Below are 395 nucleotides of genomic sequence, written 5' to 3'. Positions count from 1 at the left end.
CAGTCCTTGACTGCAACCGCAGTCGCGGGAACTGAACCTGCAGTCGTGGACGGCCACCGCAGTCTGGGGGCTGAAAGGGCAGTCGGGCACTGCCACCGCGGTTTGGGCTACCGAAAGGGCGGTCGTGGATAGCCACCGCGGTCGTGGACTGCTACCGCAGTCTGGGGAATCCACTACAGTCTGAGCCCACAGTCTGGGCTACCGCAGTTGGAGTCCACGCAGTCAGGGTTACCGCCCCTGCGGTCGACAGCAACTGCGTCTGACCACCGCTGCGGGCTCAAACTGCGGTAGCAGCCCACAACTGCGGTAGCTATCAAAAACTGCAGTGGCCGTCCACAACTGCCCTTTCGGTAGCCCCGACTGCGGTGGTTGTGCCCGACTGCCCTTTCAGCCCC

Origin of the sequence: Gemmatimonas sp. UBA7669 (assembly GCF_002483225.1) — a bacterium.
In the GTDB taxonomy this organism is placed as follows: Bacteria; Gemmatimonadota; Gemmatimonadetes; order Gemmatimonadales; family Gemmatimonadaceae; genus Gemmatimonas.
The sequence above is the reverse complement of the archived record's forward strand: the minus strand, read 5'-3'. Positions refer to the sequence as shown.